This is a genomic window from Streptomyces sp. NPDC023541, from assembly GCF_055559995.1.
In genome coordinates this window covers 594,521-613,495 of the sequence record NZ_JBVHJO010000003.1, presented here as the reverse complement: position 1 = coordinate 613,495, position 18,975 = coordinate 594,521, and the positions used below count along the sequence as shown (strand labels likewise).

Genomic DNA, 18,975 nt, shown 5'->3' with positions numbered 1-18,975 from the left:
ATGCGTTCGCCACCCGGAGGGCCCAGGTGAGATCCTCGATCAGGTATGTCTACTTCCTTCGCCGCCCTGCAGACGCTTCTCGGTGAGATCCCCCTCCGTGACGCGCACCGCCTCGGCCGCCGCCTCGAAGGCGCCCGCCGTATCCGCAAGCCCGAGGCCAAGCAGGCCGTGCTCGACGAGATCGCCGCGGAGGCCGCGAAGGCCGCCGAGCGACTGGCCGGCCGCGCCTCGCGGATGCCGGAGGTCACGTATCCCGAGAACCTGCCCGTCAGCCAGAAGAAGGACGAGATCGCCGAGGCGATACGCGACCACCAGGTCGTGATCGTCGCTGGTGAGACGGGCTCCGGCAAGACCACGCAGATCCCCAAGATCTGCATGGAGCTGGGCCGCGGCGTCCGGGGCATGATCGGGCACACCCAGCCCCGCCGGATCGCCGCCCGCACGGTCGCGGAGCGCATCGCCGAGGAGCTGAAGTCCGAGATCGGGCAGACCGTCGGCTGGAAGGTCCGGTTCACCGACCAGGTGGACCAGGACGCGACCTTCGTGAAGCTGATGACGGACGGCATCCTGCTCGCCGAGATCCAGACGGACCGCGAGCTGCGCGCCTACGACACGATCATCATCGACGAGGCCCACGAGCGGTCGCTGAACATCGACTTCCTGCTCGGCTACCTGGCGACGCTGCTGCCCAAGCGGCCCGACCTCAAGGTCGTCATCACCTCGGCCACCATCGATCCGGAGCGTTTCTCCCGCCACTTCGGCGACGCCCCGATCGTCGAGGTCAGCGGGCGGACGTACCCGGTGGAGGTCCGCTACCGGCCGCTCCTCGAAGAGGACTCCGAGGAGTCCGACCGCGACCAGATCACCGCGATCTGCGACGCCGTGGACGAACTCCAGAGCGAGGGCGCCGGCGACATCCTGGTCTTCCTCTCCGGCGAGCGCGAGATCCGCGACACCGCGGACGCGCTGCTCAAGAAGAAGCTCCGCTCCACCGAGGTGCTGCCGCTCTACGCCCGCCTCTCGCACGCCGAGCAGCACCGGGTCTTCCAGCAGCACACCGGCCGCCGGATCGTGCTCGCGACCAACGTCGCCGAGACCTCCCTGACCGTGCCGGGCATCAAGTACGTGATCGACCCGGGCACGGCCCGGATCTCCCGCTACAGCCACCGCACCAAGGTGCAGCGCCTGCCGATCGAGCGGATCTCGCAGGCCAGCGCCAACCAGCGCAAGGGCCGCTGCGGCCGTACCAGCGACGGCATCTGCATCCGGCTGTACTCCGAGGACGACTTCAACGCCCGTCCCGCGTTCACCGACGCCGAGATCCTGCGCACGAACCTGGCCTCCGTCATCCTCCAGATGACCGCCGCCGGCCTCGGCGAGATCGAGAAGTTCCCCTTCATCGACCCGCCGGACCACCGCAACATTCGCGACGGCGTGCAGCTCCTGCAGGAGCTCGGGGCGCTGGACCCGACCGAGAAGGACCCGTCGAGGCGCCTGACGCAGATGGGCCGCAAGCTGTCCCAGCTGCCCGTCGACCCGCGGCTGGCCCGCATGGTCATCGAGGCCGACAAGAACAACTGCGTCCGTGAGGTCATGGTCATCGCGGCGGCCCTGTCCATCCAGGACCCGCGCGAGCGGCCCTCGGACAAGCAGACCCAGGCCGACCAGAACCACGCCCGGTTCAAGGACGAGACCAGCGACTTCCTGTCGTTCCTCAACATGTGGCGCTACGTCCGCGAGCAGCAGAAGGAGCGCGGCTCCTCCTCCTTCCGCCGGATGTGCAAGCAGGAGTACCTGAACTTCCTGCGGATCCGCGAGTGGCAGGACATCTACTCCCAGCTGCGCACGGTCGCCAAGAGCATGGGCATCCACGTCAACGAGGCCGACGCCCCCGAGCAGGTCGTCCACGTCTCGCTGCTGGCCGGACTGCTCTCGCACATCGGGCTCAAGGACACCGACAAGAACGAGTACCTCGGTGCCCGCAGCGCCAAGTTCGCGATCTTCCCGGGCTCCTCGCTGTTCAAGAAGCAGCCCAAGTTCGTGATGTCGGCCGAACTGGTGGAGACCTCGCGGCTGTGGGCCCGGGTCAACGCCAAGGTGGAGCCGGAGTGGGTGGAGCCGCTGGCGCAGCACTTGGTCAAGCGCACGTACAGCGAGCCGCACTGGGAGAAGGACCAGGCCGCCGTGATGGCGTACGAGAAGGTCACGCTGTACGGCGTGCCGATCGTCGCCCAGCGGAAGATCAACTACGGCCGGATCGACCCCGAGGTCTCGCGCGAGCTGTTCATCCGCAACGCGCTCGTCGAGGGCGACTGGCGGACCCACCACAAGTTCTACGCCGACAACCGCAAGCTCCTCACCGAGGTGGAGGAGCTGGAGAACCGGGCCCGGCGCCGCGACATCGTCGTGGACGACGAGACCCTCTTCGACTTCTACGACCAGAAGATCCCCGAGCACGTGGTGTCCGGGGCGCACTTCGACTCCTGGTGGAAGCACAAGAAGCGCGACGAGCCCGAACTGCTCGACTTCGAGCGGGAGATGCTGCTCACGGAGAAGGCGGCCGGGGTCACCAAGGCCGACTATCCGGACTCCTGGCGGCAGGGACAGCTGAAGTTCCGGGTGACCTACCAGTTCGAGCCGGGCGCGGACGCGGACGGCGTGACCGTCCACATCCCGCTGCAGGTGCTGAACCAGGTCACCGAGGAGGGCTTCGACTGGCAGATCCCGGGCCTGCGCGAGGAGGTCGTCACCGAGCTGATCCGCTCGCTGCCCAAGCCGATCCGCCGGCACTACGTGCCCGCGCCGAACTACGCGGGCCGCTTCCTGGACACGGCCGTTCCGCTGCAGGAGCCGCTGCCGGTCACCCTCGCCCGCGAACTCCAGCGGATGGTCGGGGTGCCGGTGTCGGCCGAGGACTTCGACCTGACCCGGATCCCCGACCACCTGAAGATCACCTTCCGGATCGTCGACGAGCGGCGCCGCAAGATCGCCGAGGACAAGGACCTGGAGGCCCTGCGGCTCAAGGTGAAGCCGAAGGCCCGCCAGGCCCTCTCCAAGGCCGCGGCCGCCACCGCCGAGCGGGCGGGCGGGGAGTCGGTGGAGCGCACCGGGCTGACCGACTGGACGATCGGCACCCTCACCAAGGTCTTCGAGACCCGGCGGGCCGGCCAGCCGGTCAAGGCGTACCCGGCGCTCGTGGACGACGGCGCGAGCGTCTCCGTACGGCTCTTCGACACCGAGGCGGAGCAGCAGCAGGCCATGTGGCTCGGCACCCGCCGGCTCATCCTTCTGAACATCCCGGTGAACCCGGCGAAGTCCGCCTCGGACCACCTCACCAACCAGCAGAAGCTGGCCCTCTCCAGGAACCCGCACGGCTCCATCCAGGCGCTGTTCGACGACTGCGCGACCGCGGCGGCCGACAAGCTCATCGCCGACCACGGCGGACCGGCGTGGGACGAGGCGGGCTTCCGCAAGCTCTACGAGGCCGTCCGCGCCGACCTGGTGGACACGACCGTCCGCGCGGTGAACCAGGTGCAGCAGGTACTGGCCGCCTGGCAGGCCTGTGAGCGCCGCCTGAAGGCCACCTCCAGCCTCGCCCTGGTCGCGAACATCCAGGACGTCAGGACGCAGCTGGCGGCCCTCGTGCCGGCCGGCTTCGTGACGCTCGCCGGGCTGCGCAGGCTGCCGGACCTGATGCGCTACCTGGTGGCGGCGGACCGGCGGCTCCAGCAGATGCCCACGGGCGTCCAGCGCGACACCACGCGCATGGAGAAGGTCCACGAGATGCAGGACGAGTACGCCTGGCTGCTGGAGCAGCTGCCGAAGGGACGGCCCGTCCCCACTGCCGTGACCGACATCCGCTGGATGATCGAGGAACTGCGCGTCAGCTACTTCGCCCACGCGCTCGGCACGGCGTACCCGATCTCCGACAAGCGGATCGTGAAGGCGGTGGACGCGGCGGCCCCCTGATCGGTTCGACCGCACCCCCTGAGCTGCTGTACAGTCTGATTCGCAGCCGCCGCAGAGCGGCCGCGAATCAAGGTCCTGTGGAGCAGTTGGTTAGCTCGCCACCCTGTCAAGGTGGAGGTCGCGGGTTCAAGTCCCGTCAGGATCGCAACAACGTCAGGGCCCGTATCCCCCAGGGGATGCGGGCCCTGACGCATGGGCGGGCGGGAGTGCCCGGGCCGGGTTGGGACTCCGACCGCCCGACTGCCGGCCGAAGGCCGTCCGAACGCCGGGCGGCGCGGGCGGGCGCGGGCACCCCGTACGCGGCTTCCTCCTCCGCCTCGTGGCGACCGGCTGCCGCGTGGGGCCCGACGGCGGCTCAGGAGCAGCTCCTCACCGCCTTCGGCCCCGCTTCCCGAGAGAATCCCCCGTTCGCGTGATGCCCACCGCGAGCCACTTCCCCTTTACGGGGTGCATTGCCGGATGTACAAGAGTGATCATCTGTGACGGGTGTCACCGCACGAGTTTTTCGGACTCACACTTTTATCGCATCCATACGCGCGCTCGATTTAATATGTGCAATTGCACCTACCCCGTCAGACATCCCGGCCGACCTTCCACACCCCCTGACCTGGGCATAAAAAAGATCGCGCTGGACCCGGCGGAGTCCAGCGCGATCGAACGACCCGAGAACCTGTTGGGGCAGGTCGGGTCGTATGAAGCAATGTGGGTTTTCATCGGATTGGGGGACCCGACAGCGACCCGTTAAAGCGGGGTGTTTACGCGACCTCAGGCCTCGCTGCGCTGCTGCGGAATGCCCGCCAGCAGTGCGCGGACCTCAGCCTCGCGGTACCGGCGGTGTCCACCCAGGGTGCGGATGGACGTGAGCTTGCCAGCCTTGGCCCAGCGGGTCACCGTCTTCGGGTCCACGCGGAACATCGTGGCAACCTCAGCCGGGGTCAGCAGCGGCTCGGCATCAGGGGTGCGAGCGGTCATGAGCGGCCTCCTCGGGAGAACCGAACCATCTCGGTTCTTTCCTCTAAATTCTGCACCTTGGCCCGCGTTGCCCGAAATGGACATACGCGGGCCGAGTCGGTTATAGGACGAACGGCTTGTCCTCGGCACTACAACTACACCATCCGTCCAGCCTCGACGGCCAAACCGACGGAATTGCCCTCCGAGGTGTTCATCAGCGGCGGAAGCCCGATGGACCGTCCCATAACGGACAGTCACCCCACTGTGACGATCAGTCACAGAGCGATCAGGAGTCGTCAGACCCCCCGTAGAGTGCAATGCCGAGCATTCCGCCCTTAGTTGGGCGGAAGGAACCCTCCCCGGACTCCTTGTCCTATTTTGGCACGAGGGTAGGGGAAGGGCGCAAGGGTGTGGTTAGTGCGGTCCGTCACGCTTGGGCCAATGGCCCGTATCGGGACGTAGGTCCTGGTACTCCGTCCCAAATGCCACGATCAGGGGTCTGATCAGCCAGTTTTGGCCGAACGACCGATACGAGGCGGTACGTACGGACCTCTGAAAGGTGAAACCAGCCACATCGGCGACTTTCAGCCTAATTCGCGAAAAGCCGCTCCCGGACCGCCCTCCACCGCTCCGCCAGCCCCGTGTACGTGCCCGCCGCCCCCTCGGCGTCCCCCGCCCGCAGCGCCGCGATGCCCGCCGCGAGGTCCCCCGCCGATCGGTCGGCCGCCAGCCGGTCCGCCGGCAGGGCGTGCACCAGCCCGCCGTAGTCCAACTCGACCATCGACCGCGGGTGGAACTCCTCCAGCCAGCTCCCCACCTCGACCAGGCCCTCGGCGAGCATCCCGTACCCCTCCGCGTCACGCAGCGTCCGCAGCGCCCGGGCGAGGCGCCGGCGCGCCTGCACCATCGGCGTCCGGTAGCGCAAGCGCTCCCCCGGCACGTACTCCCTCTCCTCGTCCGCCACCAGCACGAACCAGCGCAGCGGGACCTGCCACACCCCCGTACGGATCCACGGGCGCGCGTCCGGGTTCCGCTCGCGCCAGCGCTCGTACTCCTCGGCCGCCCGCCGGCGGGCGGCCGGCGGGAGCGCCGCGTCCAGCACCGGGCGCGGAAACTGGTCGACCAGCTCCTCCAGCGCCAGCCACCCGCGCAGCCGGGTGCGCCACGGGCAGACCAGCAGCACCCCGTCGACCCGCGCGGTGAACGCGTCGGCGCTCTCGTTCGCCGGCACCCCCACCAGGGGGACCCGCACCAAGTCCGCCAGCGACCGGCGCAGTTCGTCCTGGGCCGTCGGGGCCGTCCCGCGCCGGGCGTACTGCGCCCAGTGCGTGCGCTCCGGCTCCGCGAAAGCGGCCAGGGGTTCGTAGACGCGCAGGTAGGAGGCGTACGGGACGGCCGGCACCGAGCGGGCGGAGGGCAGCAGGGGATCGGAGGATTCGGTCACCCTCTCGTACTCCCCCCTCCAGGGGCCCGGTTCACCTCCGGGGCCGCCCGGCACCGGGCCCGGGCCCCTCCCGTACTCCGGGAGTGTTTCGATCCCCGGACAGGGCACCCCCATCCGGCCTACAGGTCTTACGCTGCTCCCAGCACGCCCTCCCCCACCCGCAGGGGGGCGTCTTCCCGCCGCATCTCTTCCATGGGAGTCACCACCGTGACCGAAATGACCGACGGCGTCCTGCACACCCTGTTCCACACGGAGCAGGGCGGCCACGAGCAAGTCGTGCTGTGCCAGGACCGAGCCACCGGCCTGAAAGCCGTCATCGCGATCCACTCCACCGCCCTGGGCCCCGCCCTCGGTGGTACGCGTTTCCACGCCTACGCCTCGGACGAGGAGGCCGTGCGCGACGCGCTCAACCTCTCGCGCGGCATGTCCTACAAGAACGCCATGGCCGGTCTCGGCCTCGGCGGCGGCAAGGCCGTGATCATCGGTGACCCCGACGTCATCAAGACCGAGGAACTCCTGGAGGCCTACGGCCGGTTCGTCGAGTCCCTCGGCGGCCGCTACGTGACCGCCTGCGACGTCGGCACCTTCGTCGCCGACATGGACGTCGTCGCCCGTGAGACCCGCTGGGCCACCGGCCGCTCCCCCGAGAACGGCGGCGCCGGCGACTCCTCGGTTCTCACCGCCTACGGCGTCTTCCAGGGCATGCGCGCCAGCGCGCAGCACCTGTGGGGCGACCCGACCCTGCGCGGCCGCAAGGTCGGCGTCGCGGGCGTCGGCAAGGTCGGCCACTACCTGGTGGAGCACCTGCTGGAGGACGGCGCCGAGGTCGTCATCACCGACGTCCGCCAGGAGTCGGTGCAGCGCATCCTCGACAAGCACCCGGGCAAGGTCACCGCGGTCGCCGACACGGACGCCCTGATCCGCGTCGAGGGCTTGGACATCTACGCCCCCTGCGCGCTCGGCGGCGCCCTGAACGACGAGACGGTCCCGGCCCTCACCGCCACCATCGTGTGCGGCGCGGCCAACAACCAGCTCGCCCACCCGGGCATCGAGAAGGACCTCGCGGACCGCGGCATCCTCTACGCCCCGGACTACGTGGTCAACGCGGGCGGGGTCATCCAGGTCGCCGACGAGCTGCACGGCTTCGACTTCGACCGGTGCAAGGTGCAGGCCACGAAGATCTTCGACACCACGCTGGAGATCTTCGCTCGTGCGAAGGCGGACGGCATCCCGCCGGCCGCCGCGGCCGACCGGATCGCCGAACAGCGCATGGCCGACGGCCGCCGGACCCTGCCCGTGACGGCCTCCTAGGGGCTCCCCGCGAGGCCCGCCGGGGTGCGGCGAGACGGAACTCACTGCACTTCGGCGGGTCGCCCGCCAGGAAAGGGTTAAAATCGCAGCTGACCAGCGAGGACGGGGCGCCTTGCTGGTTCTGCACCGGGGCGCGTCATGCGGGCGGCGTACCGTATGGCCGCGGAAGCAGGTACCGTTAAACCCCTACGGACGGTCTCTCCACGGAGAGCCCGCTCCGAACCATGAACGCGTGTCAGACTCTGGGGCCGTCGAGCCCCGTCACCGAGGGGGTCGAGCCATGGGGCGCGGCCGGGCCAAGGCCAAGCAGACAAAGGTCGCCCGCCAGCTGAAGTACAACAGCGGCGGGACTGACCTCTCGCGTCTGGCCAATGAGCTGGGCGCATCGCCGACAGAGCCGCTGCAGATCAGCGAGCCGGTCGAAGTCGATGACGAGCTGGATGACGACGACGACCCGTACGCCAGGTACGCGGATCTCTACAACAGCGATGACGACGACGAGGACGAAGAGTCCGGCCCGTCGACACAGCGTCGCGGCGCTTGACGCCCTGAGGCGTCTGCACGACACACCAAAGACTGAAACCCGGTCCAGGGCATAGCCCCGGGCCGGGTTTCAGTGCTGCTCAGCTCGCGTAGGAACCGGTGAGGGTCGCGCCCTCGGTGCGGTCGCCGCGGTCCAGGATCTCGCCCGCGACCCAGGCGTCGACGCCCCGGTCGGCCAGCGCGGTCAGCGCCACGTCCACGGACTCGGCGGGGACCACGGCCATCATGCCGACGCCCATGTTCAGGGTCTTCTCCAGCTCCAGCTGCTCCACCTGCCCGGCCTTGCCGACCAGGTCGAAGATCGCGCCGGGGGTCCACGTCGAACGGTCGACCGCTGCGTGCAGGTGGTCCGGGACGACCCGGGCCAGGTTCGCCGCGAGGCCGCCGCCGGTGATGTGCGAGTACGCGTGCACCTCGGCCGTACGGGTGAGCGCCATGCAGTCCAGCGAGTAGATCTTGGTGGGTTCGAGGAGCTCCTCGCCGAGGGTCCGGCCGAGCTCTTCCACGTGGCTGTCGAGCGACATGCCGGCACGGTCGAAGAGGACGTGACGGACCAGCGAGTACCCGTTCGAGTGAAGGCCGGACGAAGCCATCGCGATGACGGCGTCACCCGTACGGATGCGATCCGCGCCGAGCAGGCGGTCATACTCGACGACACCCGTTCCGGCGCCCGCCACGTCGAAGTCGTCCGGGCCCAGCAGACCGGGGTGCTCGGCGGTCTCGCCGCCCACCAGGGCGCAGCCGGCGAGGACACAGCCCTCCGCGATGCCCTTGACGATGGCGGCGACACGCTCGGGGTGCACCTTGCCGACGCAGATGTAGTCGGTCATGAAGAGCGGCTCGGCGCCGCAGACGACGATGTCGTCCATGACCATCGCGACCAGGTCGTGGCCGATGGTGTCGTAGACGCCCAGCTGACGGGCGATGTCCACCTTGGTGCCGACCCCGTCGGTGGCGGAGGCGAGCAGCGGGCGCTCGTACCGCTTGAGGGCGGAGGCGTCGAAGAGGCCGGCGAAACCGCCGAGGCCGCCGAGGACCTCGGGGCGCTGCGTCTTCTTCACCCACTCCTTCATCAGCTCGACGGCGCGGTCTCCCGCTTCGATGTCGACGCCCGCGGCTGCGTAGCTGGCACCGGTGGTCTTCTCTGTCATGACAGGAGAGAGCTTTCGTGTCGTTACTGCGGTTGGTGCGGGGCCCTGGGAAAAGCCTGAAAGACAGGGCCCCGCGCAGGTCGAGCCGGGGACCTACGGGCGACGGAGCGCGTCGGCGGCGTCCGCGCCGCCGGCCAGCTCGGTCTCCAGGAGCTGCTTGCCGAGGAGCTGCGGGTCGGGGAGGTCCATCGGGTACTCGCCGTCGAAGCAGGCGCGGCAGAGGTTGGGCTTCTGGATCGTCGTCGCCTCGATCATCGCGTCGAGCGAGATGTAGGAGAGGGAGTCCGCGCCCAGGGACGTGGCGATCTCGTCGACCGTCATGCCGTTGGCGATGAGCTCGGCCCGGGTGGCGAAGTCGATGCCGAAGAAGCACGGCCACTTCACCGGCGGCGAGGAGATCCGGATGTGGACCTCGGCCGCGCCGGCCTCGCGGAGCATCTTGACCAGCGCGCGCTGGGTGTTGCCGCGGACGATCGAGTCGTCCACGACCACCAGGCGCTTGCCCCGGATGACTTCCTTGAGCGGGTTGAGCTTCAGGCGGATGCCGAGCTGGCGGATCGTCTGAGACGGCTGGATGAAGGTCCGGCCGACGTAGGCGTTCTTGACCAGGCCCGAGCCGTACGGAATCCCGCTGGCCTCGGCGTATCCGACCGCGGCGGGCGTGCCGGATTCCGGCGTCGCTATCACCAGGTCGGCCTCGACGGGGGCTTCCTTGGCCAGGCGCCGGCCCATCTCGACACGCGAGAGGTAGACGTTCCGACCGGCGATGTCGGTGTCCGGGCGTGCCAGGTAGACGTACTCGAAGACACAGCCCTTGGGCTTCGCTTCCGCGAATCGGGAGGTGCGCAGGCCGTTCTCGTCGATCGCGATGAGCTCGCCCGGCTCGACCTCGCGGACGAAGCTGGCGCCGCAGATGTCGAGGGCGGCGGTCTCGCTCGCGACCACCCAGCCGCGCTCCAGGCGGCCGAGGACCAGCGGGCGGATGCCCTGCGGGTCACGGGCGGTGTAGAGGGTCCCCTCGTCCATGAACACCAGCGAGAAGGCTCCCTTGACCTTCGGGAGGACCTTGGCGGCCGACTCCTCGATGGTCAGGGGCTTGCCGTCGTCGTCCACCTGGCCGGCCAGCAGGGCCGTGACCAGGTCGGTGTCGTTGGTGGCGGCCACCTGGGTGGCACGGCCGTCCTGACGGGGGAGGTCGGCGACCATCTCGGCGAGCTCGGCGGTGTTCACCAGGTTGCCGTTGTGACCCAGGGCCAGGGAGCCGTGGGCGGTCGCGCGGAAAGTGGGCTGCGCGTTCTCCCACACGGATGCGCCGGTGGTCGAATAGCGGGCGTGACCGACCGCGATATGACCTTGGAGCGAACCGAGGGAGGTTTCGTCGAAGACCTGGGAAACGAGGCCCATGTCCTTGAAGACGAGGATCTGGGAACCGTTGCTCACAGCGATTCCCGCGGACTCTTGTCCACGGTGCTGCAGCGCATACAGTCCGAAGTAGGTGAGCTTGGCGACCTCTTCACCCGGAGCCCAGACACCGAAGACGCCGCAAGCGTCCTGGGGGCCCTTTTCGCCGGGGAGCAGGTCGTGGTTGAGTCGTCCATCACCACGAGGCACGCTTCCGAGTGTAGGCGAGATCGACCACTGGTCCGAATTGGGGACGGCCGGGAAATGTCACAGCACAGAGGGTGACCGGACGCCTCCGTCTCGGTATTCGGATCACCTTGTTGACATCTACGAAGGCATTCGTACAGGCTCTCGGTCCATGCAGCCTCTCGGTGACCGCGCGGTCACCCTCGTCGAGCGCCGGCACGTGGACCTGGTCCGTGTCGCGAGCGCCATCTGTCGCTGTTCCGCGTAGCCACAACTCTTCCTCTGCTTCCCCCCTTTCCGTTCCGCCCCGCCCTGCTCCCCCGTGCCGCGCGCCGTCCCGCGCCCCGCCCGGAGCCGGCCGGCGGACCGCGCCTTGGAGTACCTGTGTCTTCGTACGAGAACGAGTTGTCCCGCCGTGCCTTCACGGGCGCCGTCGGTGTGACCGCGGCCGCCGCCGCGGGGCTGGGCGCCGTCCCCGCCCAGGCCGCCGAGGACCGGCAGGCGGGCCCCGTGGAGCGGGAGTTCCGGGCCTCCCGGAGCCGCCCGTCGCGCCGGCCGAACATCCTGTTCATCCTCGGTGACGACCTGGGCTGGGCCGACCTCTCCGCCTACGGCTCCCCGCACATCGAAACCCCGAACCTGGACCGGCTCGCCCGCCAGGGCGTCCGCTTCACCGACGCCTACTCGGGCTCAGCCACCTGCTCGCCGACCCGGTTCAGCCTCTACACCGGCCGCTACCCGGCCCGGACCCGGGGCGGGCTGGCCGAGCCGATCGCCGACAGGTCCGCCGGGCTGGAGCCCACCCACCCCACGCTGGCCTCACTGCTGAAGGCATCCGGGTACGCGACGGCGCTGATCGGCAAGTGGCACGCCGGCCACCTGCCCGACTACAGCCCGACGAAGTCCGGCTGGGACGAGTTCTTCGGCAACTTCGGCGGAGCCCTGGAGTACTACTCCAAGCTGGGCCCGGGCGGCGAGTACGACCTCTACGAGGGCGACGCCGAGTACAAGGACCTGCGCTACTACACGCGGATCATCACCGAGCGGGCGAGCGAGTACGTCTCCCGCGACCACCACGGCAAGCCCTGGCTGCTGAACCTGAACTTCACCACCCCGCACTGGCCGTGGATCGCCGACGGGGACACCGCGCAGAGCGCCGAGATCGTCCGGCGGATCAAGGCGGGCGACGGGCGCGCCCTGTGGCACCAGGACGGCGGCTCGGTCGAGAAGTACAAGCAGATGGTCGAGGACCTCGACCGGTCGGTCGGCGAGGTGCTGAAGGCCCTCGAACGGGCAGGCCAGGAGGAGCACACCGTCGTGGTGTTCTCCAGCGACAACGGCGGGGAGCGGTTCTCCTACAACTGGCCGCTGTCGGGCAACAAGGCCTCCCTCCAGGAGGGCGGCATCCGGGTGCCGAACATCGTGCGCTGGCCGGCCAGGCTGGACGGCGGGCAGGTCAGCCACGTGCCGGTGTTCAGCCCGGACTGGACCGCGACCCTGCTGGAGTTCGCCGGCGCCCGCCCGCACCCGGCCTACCCGCTGGACGGCGTGAGCCTGGCCGGATACCTGCTGCGCGGCGAGAAGCCCGCCGGGCGGGACCTGTTCTGGCGCGTCCGCGGGGAGCGGGCCCTGCGCCGCGGGGACTGGAAGTACTACCGCGGCAGGACCGGCCGCGACCAGCTGTTCAATCTGGCCGCGGACATCCGCGAACAGGCCGACAAGGCCGCCGTGGAACCGGCCCGGCTGGCGGAGCTGCGCGCCGCCTGGGAGGCCGTGGACGCGGGCCTGCTGCCCTACCCGGCTCAGGGAGTGTCGTCAAAGTAGCGTCGGCCGCCCGAAGGGCGGGGCCGGCCGGGCCTGGTGCCTACGGTCAAGGCGGAGGAGGGAATCGACGCGGAGCGTCGGTGACCGACGACAACGCGGCGAGCGTGCGTGCCAGGCCCCGCCGACCAGGCGGGACTCTGACGACACGACCCAGACCGCCCCGAGCGTGTCGGCGCTATTCGGCGTCGGACGGCGCCTCGGCGATCAGGCCCTTGCCGTCCGCGGCGGTGAGGGTCAGCCGGCGGCCCTCGACCCTGGAGAGGAGGGGGCCGCTCGCGAACAGGTCGGTCAGCTTCCGCTCGACCTCGCCCGCCGGGCCGTCGCACGCCATCCGTGTGGTGGTGAGCGGCCCGAAGGCGAGCCGGTCACCGTCGCGGGTGACCTGGGCGCTGAACCGGTTGCAGCCCAGCGTCCCGCTCACCGACAGGTCGGCGGCGATGGTGAACCGGGACGTGCCTGCGGCCCCGGCGGGCAGTGAGGACACCGACGCGCCGCTGATCAGGGACTGCACGGTCCACTCGACCGTGGTCAGCGGTGCGTCCGGGACGGCGGGCTGCGAGGTCATGGCGATGGTGCTCCCGTCGGCTGTCTTCAGGGTGAGCCGGTCGGGTCCCCGGTCTATGGCCAGCCGTCCGGTGAACAGCTTGGCGAAGGCCGTCTCGAACTCCTTGTCCGCGCAGGCCATGGTGGTCGTGGCGCCGGGGGTCACGGTCATCGCGGAGGTGCCCGCGAAGGAGACGGCCGCCGTGAAGCCGTTGCAGCCGTAGTTGCCCTTGGCCTGGTTCTCGCCGATGTCGAGGCGGGCCGTCTCGGGGGCGTGCAGGGTGCGGCCGCCCGTGGTCAGGGACTCCACGGACCAGCGGCCCACGGGGTCGGGGAGCACCGCGCCCGCGCCGGCGCCCTGCCCGTCCCGGCCGCAGCCGGCCGCGGCGAGCGCGAGTACGAGGGCCAGCCCCGCGGGGATGTGGACGTGCCGGAGGGTACGCATGCCCCTGGGACGAAGGCGCCGAGTGGTCGGTTCCATCACGCCCGCGGCCCCCGCTCAGCTCATCAGGGGGAGCAGCGCCGACAGGTCGGCCCGTTCGCCGCCGGCCCGCACGTGGGCACCGTCGAGCGCCGCGGCCCAGGACGCACGGCCGGTCGCGAGCCGGATCCAGGTCAGCGGGTCGGTCTCCACCACGTTCGGCGGGGTGCCGCGGGTGTGGCGCGGGCCCTGGACGCACTGGACGACCGCGAAGGGCGGGATCCGTACTTCGACCGAACCACCAGGGGCCCGGAGGGCCAGGGAGTCGGCGAGCAGTCGGGTGCAGGCGGCCAGCGCCTGCCGCTCGATCGGGATGTCCAGGCCGGCGGCCCGGTTCAGGTCGTCGGTGTGGACCACCAGCTCCACGGTCCGGGTGACCAGGAAGTCGGCCAGGGTCATGTCCCCGACCCACAGCTGGAGCACGCGCCCGCCCGGGTTGGCCGCGAGCTCCCGGGCCATGGCGGTGGCCGCCCGGTCGTACAGCTCGGGCAGGGACGCGCCCGTCAGGGTCTCCCGGGCCGCCTCGGAGATCTTCCCGGCGAGGGAGGCGGTGGCGAAGGGCCATTCGACGGCGGTCAGCTCGGCGACGGCGGCGGGCGGCCGCGCGAGGCCCGCGGCCAGCGAGTCCGCGATCCACGCGATGTGCGCGGCGAGGTCCGCGACGGTCCAGTCCCCGAGCCCGCTGGGGCGCTCCAGCTGCTCGGGGCCCAACTCCCTTACGGCTCGTCCGACATGGCCGAACTGTGCGATCACGGCCGCCCTGATCTTGGCGTCGTCGTACCTGCGGGTCCTGGGTGCCATGCGGGGAGTCTGCCCGATCAGTCGCCGCCTCCGCAGCCGCCGCCGCAACTGCTGGAGCAACTGCCGGAGCAGCTGCTGGAGCAACCGCCGGATCCGCAGCCGCCGGAAGAGGAGCTTCCCGAGCTCCTCGACCGCTCCGCCGCGCGCTGCTTGCGCTTCTCCTCCTGGGCGCGCCGCTTCAGCGTGTACGAGGTGCCCGCCGGCCGCCAGGACGACCTCGGACGGCGCCGGCGCAAGGGCAGCAGCGGCACGGCGTGGACGGCGTCCGTGATCATGCTGTCCCCCCGGTAGACGGCGTACCGCAGGATCACCTCCGACCCCTCGCAGGGCACCCCGTACAGGAGCGCCTCGTAGGGCTCGGCATGCTGGTCGATGTCGTGGTGGTCGGCGCGCAGCCGGCTCTCCGCGCCTGCGAGGAGGGTCTCGGAGCGGCTGCGGTAGCCGTCGTCGAAGCGGTGCCGGAACGCGATCAGCGGCGGGGCGGTGGTGGTGTCGGCGTCCGCGACCAGCCAGCCGGGGCCGAAGAGCGCCTGGCGGACCCCGACCCGCAGCACCGGCTGCGGCTCGTCGTGCAGACTCCGGGCGGCGCGCCGCCCCGTGAGGCCGCGGCCGAGCAGCGGGACGCCGGGGGTGAGCAGGATCATGGCCAAGACCTGCGGGCCCGTCCCGTCGAAGGGGTCCCGCGGGCTCGCTGCGAGGTCCTGCGTGAGGACCCACACCAGCAGTGCGGCGGCGGCGAGGCACAGCGCCGCCCCGGTGGCCAGGGGCACCCGCCCGCGTCGGCGGTGGCCGTCCGGCAGGTTCTCCGGGATCGCCGCGCGGGCGTTCCCCGCGGCGGCGAGGAACAGCTCGCGCTGCCGCCGCCGTGAGCGCAGCCGGAGCGCGGACCCGGTGAACGCCCAGGCGCAGAGGGCGAGTACGAGCGTGCCGCCGGCCAGGCCGGGGCCCTCCGCGGGGTCGAGGGCGTACAGGTTCCGCACGGCGTCCGCAGCGATCACGGGGGTGGACACGAGGGTGGCGGCGGGCAGGAACCGGTACCAGGCGGGAAGGGACACCAGGAGCACGGCCGGCGCGTATCCGGCCCACGCGGTGCCGTGTTCCGGGGTCTCGGAGGTGCTCCAGGCGAGGAGGACGAGCGAGAGGAGCACCAGCGGCGCCAGGATCCAGCCGGCGGTGATCGGGGCGAAGACGGCCGGACCGCGCGCGTCGAGCCAGCGCTGGGCGTCCTTGACGTGCCAGGCAGGGGCGCCGCCGTCGGGTATCGCGGCGTCGGGCAGGTGCTTGACGATGCTCACGCGGTCAGTATGCGGAGCGCTCGTACGGGCGGGTACGGCCGTCGTGGCACGAAATCGCTACGGCCGGTCGGCCGGGCGGCAAGGCCGGGGCCCCGCACGGACATCCGTGCGGGGCCCCGGTCGTGTTCGCGCCGTTCGCGCCGTCGATCAGGCCAGCAGGGCCGGGATCGTCGCCTCGTGGGCCTCGCGGAGCTCGGCCAGGGACAGGCTGAACTCGCCCTGAATCTCGATCTCGTCGCCGTCCACCACACCGATGCGGGCGACGGGCAGGCCGCGCGCACCGCACATGTCGGTGAAGCGGAGCTCCTCGCTGCGCGGGACGGCCACGATGGCGCGGCCCGCGGACTCGGAGAAGAGGAACGTGAAGGCGTCCAGGCCCTCGGGGACCACGACGCGGGCGCCGTTGCCGCCCTTGAGGCAGGACTCGGTGAGCGCCTGGATGACACCGCCGTCGGACAGGTCGTGCGCGGCGTCGATCATGCCGTCGCGCGAGGCCGAGATCAGGATCTCGCCCAGCAGCTTCTCGCGGCCCAGGTCCACCTTCGGCGGCATTCCGCCGAGGTGGTCGTGGACGACCTGCGACCACGCCGAGCCGCCGAACTCGGCGGCGGTGTCGCCGAGCAGGTAGAGCAGCTGGCCGGCCTCCGCGAACGCCATCGGCGTACGGCGGTTGACGTCGTCGATCACGCCGAGCACGGCCACGACCGGGGTGGGGTGGATCGCGACGTCGCCGGTCTGGTTGTAGAGCGAGACGTTGCCGCCGGTCACCGGGGTGCCCAGCTCCAGGCAGCCGTCCGCGAGACCGCGGGTGGCCTCGGCGAACTGCCACATGACGCCCGGGTCCTCGGGGGAGCCGAAGTTCAGGCAGTCGGAGATCGCCAGGGGCTTGGCGCCGGTCGCGGCGACGTTGCGGTACGCCTCGGCCAGGGCCAGCTGCGCGCCCGTGTACGGGTCGAGCTTGGCGTAGCGGCCGTTGCCGTCGGTGGCCATGGCGACGCCGAGGTTGGACTCCTCGTCGATACGGACCATGCCCGCGTCCTCGGGCTGCGCCAGGACGGTGTTGCCCTGCACGAAGCGGTCGTACTGGTCGGTGACCCAGGACTTGGAGGCCTGGTTCGGGGAGGAGACCAGGGCCAGGACCTGCGCGCGCAGCTCCTCGGAGGTCTGCGGGCGGGGCAGCTTGCCCGCGTCGTCGGCCTGGAGCGCGTCCTGCCAGTCGGGGCGGGCGTAGGGGCGGTTGTAGACCGGGCCCTCGTGGGCGACGGTGCCCGGGGGCACGTCCACGATCTGCTCGCCGTGCCAGAAGATCTCCAGGCGCTCGCCGTCGGTCACCTCACCGATGACGGTGGCGATGACGTCCCACTTCTCGCAGATCTCCATGAAGCGGTCGACGTGCTGCGGCTCGACGATCGCGCACATGCGCTCCTGCGACTCGCTCATGAGGATTTCCTCGGGCGAGAGCGTCGCGTCGCGCAGCGGAACGGTGTCGAGCTCGACGCGCATGCCGCCGGAGCCGGCCGAGGCCAGCTCGGAGGTGGCGCAGGACAGGCCGGCGCCGCCGAGGTCCTGGATGCCCGCGACCAGCTTCTCCTTGAAGATCTCCAAGGTGCACTCGATGAGGAGCTTCTCCTGGAAGGGGTCGCCGACCTGGACGGCGGGGCGCTTGGTGGGCTTGGAGTCGTCGAACGTCTCCGAGGCCAGCACGGACACGCCGCCGATGCCGTCGCCGCCCGTGCGGGCGCCGTAGAGGATGACCTTGTTGCCGGGGCCGGAGGCCTGGGCGAGGTGGATGTCCTCGTGCTTCATGACGCCGATGCAGCCGGCGTTGACGAGCGGGTTGCCCTGGTAGCAGGCGTCGAAGACGACCTCGCCGCCGATGTTGGGCAGGCCCAGGCAGTTGCCGTAGCCGCCGATGCCCGCGACGACGCCCGGCAGGACGCGCTTGGTGTCGGGGTGGTCGGCCGCGCCGAAGCGCAGCGGGTCGACGACGGCGACCGGGCGGGCACCCATGGCGAGGATGTCGCGGACGATGCCGCCGATGCCGGTGGCCGCGCCCTGGTAGGGCTCGATGTAGCTCGGGTGGTTGTGCGACTCGACCTTGAAGGTGACCGCGTAGCCCTGGCCGACGTCGACGACGCCGGCGTTCTCGCCGATGCCGACGAGCATGGCGTCGTTCTGGGGGGCCTTCTCGCCGAACTGCTTCAGGTGGACCTTGCTGCTCTTGTACGAGCAGTGCTCGGACCACATGACCGAGTACATGGCGAGCTCGGCGCCGGTGGGCCGGCGGCCGAGGATCTCGCGGATCCGGGCGTACTCGTCCTCCTTGAGGCCGAGCTCCTTCCAGGGCTGGGAGGCGTCCGGGGTCTCGGTGGCGTTCTTGACGGTGTCGAGGCTCATGCGCTGACCAGCTTCTTCAGGACCGACGTGAAGAACGGGAGGCCGTCGGTGCGGCCCGTCCCGACCAGCGGCTCGACCGCGTGCTCGGGGTGGGGCATGAGGCCGACGACGTTGCCCGCGGCGTTGGTGATGCCGGCGATGTCGCGCAGCGAACCGTTCGGGTTGACGTCCACGTAGCGGAAGGCCACGCGGCCCTCGGCTTCCAGTTCGTCGAGCACGCGCTCGTCGGCGACGTAGCGGCCGTCCATGTTCTTGAGCGGCACGGAGATCTCCTGGCCGGCGGTGTAGTCGCCGGTCCACGCGCTCTCCGCGTTCTCCACCCGCAGCTTCTGGTCGCGGCAGATGAAGTGCAGGTGGTTGTTGCGGAGCATCGCCCCCGGCAGCAGGTGGGCCTCGGTGAGGACCTGGAAGCCGTTGCAGATGCCGAGGACGGGCATACCGCCCCTGGCCTGCTCGATGATGGTCTCCATCACCGGCGAGAAGCGGGAGATGGCTCCGGCGCGCAGGTAGTCCCCGTAGGAGAAGCCGCCCGCGAGGACGACCGCGTCGACCTGGTGCAGGTCCTTGTCGCGGTGCCAGAGCGAGACCGGCTCGGCCCCCGCGAGGCGGACGGCGCGCAGCGAGTCACGGTCGTCGAGCGTCCCGGGGAACGTGACGACACCGATGCGAGTGGTCACC

The 18,975-nt window shown here is 70.6% G+C and carries 14 protein-coding genes and 1 tRNA gene; 6 read left to right on the top strand and 9 right to left on the bottom strand.

Annotation, left to right across the window (positions count from 1 at the left end; genetic code table 11):
• Positions 1-45 precede the first annotated feature (45 nt).
• Positions 46-3,969, top strand: coding sequence for an ATP-dependent RNA helicase HrpA (gene hrpA, locus ACZ3X1_RS10420; RefSeq protein WP_467278486.1), 3,924 nt, complete (start codon positions 46-48; stop codon positions 3,967-3,969).
• Positions 3,970-4,040: 71 nt separating this feature from the next.
• Positions 4,041-4,114 (top strand) — tRNA-Asp (locus ACZ3X1_RS10415).
• A 620-nt stretch (positions 4,115-4,734) separates the two neighbouring features.
• Here ACZ3X1_RS10415 and bldC read toward each other — a convergent pair.
• Both bldC and ACZ3X1_RS10405 read right to left on the bottom strand, forming a co-directional pair.
• Positions 4,735-4,941 (bottom strand): developmental transcriptional regulator BldC, encoded by a 207-nt coding sequence (gene bldC, locus ACZ3X1_RS10410; RefSeq protein ID WP_003949541.1) that lies wholly within the window; start codon positions 4,939-4,941, stop codon positions 4,735-4,737.
• Positions 4,942-5,509: 568 nt separating this feature from the next.
• Positions 5,510-6,340: a DUF8083 family protein gene (locus ACZ3X1_RS10405; protein WP_356811098.1), complete on the bottom strand. Its 831-nt coding sequence runs from the start codon at positions 6,338-6,340 to the stop codon at positions 5,510-5,512.
• 216 nt (positions 6,341-6,556) lie between these two features.
• On the opposite strand from ACZ3X1_RS10405, the gene ACZ3X1_RS10400 reads away from it, so the two are divergent.
• Positions 6,557-7,675 (top strand): Leu/Phe/Val dehydrogenase, encoded by a 1,119-nt coding sequence (locus tag ACZ3X1_RS10400; RefSeq protein WP_467278484.1) that lies wholly within the window; start codon positions 6,557-6,559, stop codon positions 7,673-7,675.
• A gap of 280 nt (positions 7,676-7,955) precedes the next feature.
• The gene (locus ACZ3X1_RS10395; protein ID WP_356811017.1) at positions 7,956-8,219 is read left to right on the top strand and encodes a DUF3073 domain-containing protein; all 264 of its coding nucleotides are present in this window, start codon (positions 7,956-7,958) and stop codon (positions 8,217-8,219) included.
• Between the two features lie 79 nt (positions 8,220-8,298).
• Here the strand turns inward: ACZ3X1_RS10395 and purM are convergent, their stop codons facing one another.
• Together purM and purF are read right to left on the bottom strand one after the other, a co-directional pair.
• A complete protein-coding gene (purM, locus tag ACZ3X1_RS10390; RefSeq protein ID WP_356811018.1) occupies positions 8,299-9,369 on the bottom strand; it encodes a phosphoribosylformylglycinamidine cyclo-ligase in 1,071 nt (356 codons plus the stop codon).
• A 93-nt stretch (positions 9,370-9,462) separates the two neighbouring features.
• Positions 9,463-10,980 carry an amidophosphoribosyltransferase gene (gene purF / locus ACZ3X1_RS10385; RefSeq protein ID WP_356811019.1) on the bottom strand — a complete coding sequence of 506 codons (1,518 nt, stop codon included), beginning with the start codon at positions 10,978-10,980 and terminating at the stop codon, positions 9,463-9,465.
• A 148-nt stretch (positions 10,981-11,128) separates the two neighbouring features.
• Here purF and ACZ3X1_RS10380 point away from each other — a divergent pair, with 148 nt between their 5' ends.
• The gene (locus ACZ3X1_RS10380) at positions 11,129-11,224 is read left to right on the top strand and encodes a putative leader peptide (protein ID WP_352211348.1); all 96 of its coding nucleotides are present in this window, start codon (positions 11,129-11,131) and stop codon (positions 11,222-11,224) included.
• Positions 11,225-11,340: 116 nt separating this feature from the next.
• Positions 11,341-12,780: a sulfatase-like hydrolase/transferase gene (locus ACZ3X1_RS10375; protein ID WP_467278480.1), complete on the top strand. Its 1,440-nt coding sequence runs from the start codon at positions 11,341-11,343 to the stop codon at positions 12,778-12,780.
• Positions 12,781-12,955: 175 nt separating this feature from the next.
• Here the strand turns inward: ACZ3X1_RS10375 and ACZ3X1_RS10370 are convergent, their stop codons facing one another.
• The 5 genes from ACZ3X1_RS10370 to purQ all read right to left on the bottom strand — a co-directional run bounded on the left by ACZ3X1_RS10370 (position 12,956) and on the right by purQ (position 18,974).
• Positions 12,956-13,768 carry an META domain-containing protein gene (locus tag ACZ3X1_RS10370; protein WP_467278479.1) on the bottom strand — a complete coding sequence of 271 codons (813 nt, stop codon included), beginning with the start codon at positions 13,766-13,768 and terminating at the stop codon, positions 12,956-12,958.
• Between the two features lie 54 nt (positions 13,769-13,822).
• Positions 13,823-14,605 (bottom strand): maleylpyruvate isomerase family mycothiol-dependent enzyme, encoded by a 783-nt coding sequence (locus tag ACZ3X1_RS10365; protein WP_356811022.1) that lies wholly within the window; start codon positions 14,603-14,605, stop codon positions 13,823-13,825.
• 17 nt (positions 14,606-14,622) lie between these two features.
• Positions 14,623-15,900: a hypothetical protein gene (locus tag ACZ3X1_RS10360; RefSeq protein ID WP_467278476.1), complete on the bottom strand. Its 1,278-nt coding sequence runs from the start codon at positions 15,898-15,900 to the stop codon at positions 14,623-14,625.
• A 147-nt stretch (positions 15,901-16,047) separates the two neighbouring features.
• A complete protein-coding gene (purL, locus tag ACZ3X1_RS10355) occupies positions 16,048-18,297 on the bottom strand; it encodes a phosphoribosylformylglycinamidine synthase subunit PurL (RefSeq protein WP_467278473.1) in 2,250 nt (749 codons plus the stop codon).
• Positions 18,294-18,974, bottom strand: a complete 681-nt coding sequence (gene purQ / locus ACZ3X1_RS10350; RefSeq protein WP_356811025.1) for a phosphoribosylformylglycinamidine synthase subunit PurQ — start codon at positions 18,972-18,974, stop codon at positions 18,294-18,296. The genes purL and purQ overlap by 4 nt, the downstream gene beginning before the upstream one ends.
• Position 18,975: the final 1 nt, after the last annotated feature.

Excerpts from the sequence above, each read along its gene's own strand:
- hrpA (WP_467278486.1), top strand. The coding sequence starts at position 46 with ATGTCTACTTCCTTCGCCGCCCTGCAGACGCTTCTCGGTGAGATCCCC.
- bldC (WP_003949541.1), bottom strand. The coding sequence starts at position 4,941 with ATGACCGCTCGCACCCCTGATGCCGAGCCGCTGCTGACCCCGGCTGAG.
- ACZ3X1_RS10400 (WP_467278484.1), top strand. The coding sequence starts at position 6,557 with ATGGGAGTCACCACCGTGACCGAAATGACCGACGGCGTCCTGCACACC.
- ACZ3X1_RS10395 (WP_356811017.1), top strand. The coding sequence starts at position 7,956 with ATGGGGCGCGGCCGGGCCAAGGCCAAGCAGACAAAGGTCGCCCGCCAG.
- purM (WP_356811018.1), bottom strand. The coding sequence starts at position 9,369 with ATGACAGAGAAGACCACCGGTGCCAGCTACGCAGCCGCGGGCGTCGAC.
- ACZ3X1_RS10380 (WP_352211348.1), top strand. The coding sequence starts at position 11,129 with ATGCAGCCTCTCGGTGACCGCGCGGTCACCCTCGTCGAGCGCCGGCAC.
- ACZ3X1_RS10370 (WP_467278479.1), bottom strand. The coding sequence starts at position 13,768 with ATGCGTACCCTCCGGCACGTCCACATCCCCGCGGGGCTGGCCCTCGTA.
- ACZ3X1_RS10365 (WP_356811022.1), bottom strand. The coding sequence starts at position 14,605 with ATGGCACCCAGGACCCGCAGGTACGACGACGCCAAGATCAGGGCGGCC.
- purL (WP_467278473.1), bottom strand. The coding sequence starts at position 18,297 with ATGAGCCTCGACACCGTCAAGAACGCCACCGAGACCCCGGACGCCTCC.